At 58.9% G+C, this 3,315-nt stretch carries 3 protein-coding genes; all 3 read right to left on the bottom strand.

What is annotated here, in order from left to right; genetic code table 11:
• Positions 1-816: type I-E CRISPR-associated protein Cas7/Cse4/CasC (gene cas7e, locus ACFFAR_RS28710; protein WP_375508958.1), on the bottom strand; the 816-nt coding region annotated here is incomplete at its 3' end.
• Entirely contained in the window at positions 813-1,367 is a 555-nt protein-coding gene (gene casB, locus ACFFAR_RS28705; protein ID WP_375508957.1) for a type I-E CRISPR-associated protein Cse2/CasB, read from the bottom strand. The genes cas7e and casB, both read right to left, overlap by 4 nt.
• On the bottom strand, positions 1,364-3,013 hold the full coding sequence (casA, locus tag ACFFAR_RS28700) for a type I-E CRISPR-associated protein Cse1/CasA (RefSeq protein WP_375508956.1): 1,650 nt from the start codon (positions 3,011-3,013) through the stop codon (positions 1,364-1,366). Before casA ends, casB begins: the two co-directional genes overlap by 4 nt.
• Positions 3,014-3,315: the final 302 nt, after the last annotated feature.

The following is a 3,315-nucleotide window of genomic DNA, read 5'->3' as shown; positions in this document are numbered from 1 at the left end:
AATGTAGTTTGCCCTGGCGCGGCTGGCGAAGCTGGCCTGCTTGCCTGTCGGGGCGACTGTTGCCGCAGCCCGCACGAGTGCAGTCAATGCCGTGGCGGCGAGCCCTTCGTCGGACAGGTTACGCCGAAGCAACTCCGTATCGACGCAGATATACAAGTAGAACAGCCCGGCAGCGAAACCTGCTTCACCAAGGAAGCCTGCGCCAGCATCCTCCGAGGGGGTCTTCAGATCATCGACTGCGACATAGTAGTCGTCCTCGACTGCTACTTTATGGGTGGTGATGGCGTGCGCCACCTGAACTGCGGCCTCGCGGTTGTAGCCTGCGTTGTCGGCAAGCATTCGGCCGAACATGGCGATATCGGCGGCGGTATCCTTCTGGCGCAACAGCAACGCAGCGGTGACCTCAATCTTTTCCCCAGCGGCGGCGCGATCCGCCAGGGCCAATACCGTCAAACGCTCCTCTGGGGAAATGAAGGCGAGCTGTTCGGTGCGAGTGGAGTTCGCTTCCGCTTTCGGCTTGCCGAATACAGGCATGATCTCACGAGCAATTTTTATTGCCTTCGTCATGTCCGTTCCACCGGCAACCAGGTGATCGCGAATGACATCACCAATTCGCTGCGTGCGCTCGCCGCGATGCCCATCAAGCGCGGCTTTGAAGTCGTCCGAAGTCCGCCACGCGCGTTTGAGCGATTGCGAGGAAAGCCGCAACCGCAGCGCGCCACCGATCATTGCGGTCTTGGGTCGTCCAGTGTCGTCGCGATTGAGATTGGCGGGGGGATAAAAGGTCAGCAGATGGAGTTGCAGAAACCGGCTCATTCAGATTCATCCTTATAGATTGGGAGTTCGGTGGTCGGGCTTGTCTGAAAGTCGGGGGCATCATGATACGCGTAGATCCAATGCCGCCGTGTTTTTTCTCCCGCGTCTTCATCGGTCCAGCGCCATAGTCCTGCAGCGAGGTCGGCTACGTTCAACTCTCGACCTGCCAGCAGCACCAGGCGCCGAAACCCGGTCAACTGCTCGTCGGGCGTGTCTGCTTGCAGCAGGAGGCGAAATCGCAGATCGGACATGATGGACCTGCCGTTTCGCTGCACGCCGATCTGCCGCGCTACACTAAGATCGATTCGATCGGCGTGGACATGCGCTAGCACCGCTGCGAGCAGTGCGGCACGTTCCAACCCGACTTCGCCCCTCCCGAGCCTCCGGCACAGCGCCAGCGTGGTGGGTTCGCTGGCAGCATCCATTACCGTGGCACAGCGACGCAATCGAGCCAGGCCCCTACGGTCGCCGCTTTGAAATTGGCCCGGTTTGTCCTTCGGCTGAAGCTCCCACCACCACGCGGCTGCCTCCCCTCCTGGAAATTCGGTCACGGTTTAGTCTTCCCCGTTTGTGGTTTGGATTTTTGTATTGTGGCCTTTTCCAACAGCGGCAGCCCGAGCTTTTCGAACAGCGCCGCTCCCTCCTTGCCGAAACCTTTCAGTGCCAAGTCCAGGCTTTTAGCGGCTGCGGCAATACGATCAGGACGACGGTCGGCGCCCGTCGCATCGATTGGGGCGGTTTCGGCAAATAGGTCGCGGGCGCTGCGCGACAAGTCGCGCAGCCACGACCGGCGTACGGCCTCGGCATCGACGGTGTCGCTTGCGGCGTCTCCCACGTGGCTCAGAAAGGCCGCTTCTGTCCCATCCCAGAAATGGGTGCGAATTGTGTTGAATAGGACGGCGTCGAACGACACCTTCGAACCTTCCGAAAACAATGCCCGGCGCACGGCTCGGCCCAGCAACGACGCAACCTCACTTGCACCAGCAATCAATTGACGCAGCAGAAACACAAAATCCCCTGCGTGCTCCGAGTTGGTGGGCTCGACCACCGGCATTTCGCTTTCGACAAAGCTGCGGGCTTTCATATTGTCCATATCATAGCCCGCGGCCAGCAAGCACCAGTTCGCCCGCTCAGCTCCATGTGTGATCTGAAACAAGCGGTTTCGGCGAAACGTGATAATCGTTCCCGCAGCTTGGCGGGTAACGAGATCATTTGCATCGTCGAACAGAAAGCCGACCCAGTGGCGATAGCCGATGCCGCCAGGCTGAGCATGCACGGGCAGCCATTCATCAGTCGGTTTCTGCCGATAATAGGGCGACAGCGGGTGCTGCCACTTCCCATAGTTTGTGCCGTACGGCCGTTGACGCCAGCCCAGCACTGCCATGCTGTCCGTGGTACCTAGAATATCGCATGCCACCGCCGGGTTCTCCGAAAACTCCAGTCGGATGCGCCGCGCTGTGGCCCAATAGGCCTGTAGATCATGGACGTCTTTCGATGTAGTCGGTTGGCCTATTTCACTGATACGGGTTGGCACCAGCCAAGGGAATACTTTCGGCAACTCGTCGCGCGAGGGCACTTCTCCCACCGGCACGTTTGCCCAAAGCAATCGCCACAAGGGCAGCACGCAGGAGCATTGTGGCACTGCGAGCGTGGTCAACGGGCCGCCGCCACGCAGGCCAACGCGATTGCCGGCTCCACCGGCGGGTGCAAAGGATTGCAGCGTGAACAGCGCCATTGCCGCGGCAGCGCGGCTCATTGTCGTTACGCAGGCGCGTTTGACGAAGTGGTCCGCATTTTTCTTCAGTGTCTGACCGCCGGGAGCATTGATCAGCAGTGTCTCGATGCGGTTGGTTTCGCCGCCGAAATCCTCAAGATCTTGCATAAAACGCGGGCCGTCGCCGTCGAGCACAAACGCATGTGCAATCGGTTCGAACGCGGCCTGCAAGGTTTCAGGCGTCGGCGGTGTCTTCCACCAGGTTAGCCAGCCATCGTCATTATTACTGGGCGGGCAAGCGGTTGCCAGCAAGCCGATTAGAAACTCGAGGCTGGCCAGACGAAAATCCGGCCGCGGCCAGTCCAAAGCAACGATGGGATCATGGTCGACTGTTTGGGTGATTTCGTAGGGGCGAATGAACCTGAAAAGACCACTGGCGTGACGTGCTGGAAGCCATGGTTCCGTTAATAACGAGAATGGCAAGGAACGGCTCCGTTTTGTATACTGTAAGAATATTTGCATCCTCTTTCCGCATCGGCAGAGTGCGGTCGCATCGTTCTTCGAATTATGGCTCTTTTTAAATGGCTTAGAAAAGTAATCTCCTAACCTCTCTCAGTCGGACAGCATCCAGCCAACATCTGCAGAAGCATTATCTTATCACGCACAAACCCGATCATAAATGATGCGCCGATCGACGCCGATGTTTCCCGGTCCAGACCCGACCTATGCGGTATCGTTGTCGGCGAGGCCTACCGGGAAGGTAAGGACCGCGTTGGCCGCACGGC

The organism is uncultured Caballeronia sp. (assembly GCF_964243625.1).
Taxonomy (GTDB): Bacteria; Pseudomonadota; Gammaproteobacteria; order Burkholderiales; family Burkholderiaceae; genus Caballeronia.
This window is presented reverse-complemented; position numbering and strand designations above follow the sequence as displayed.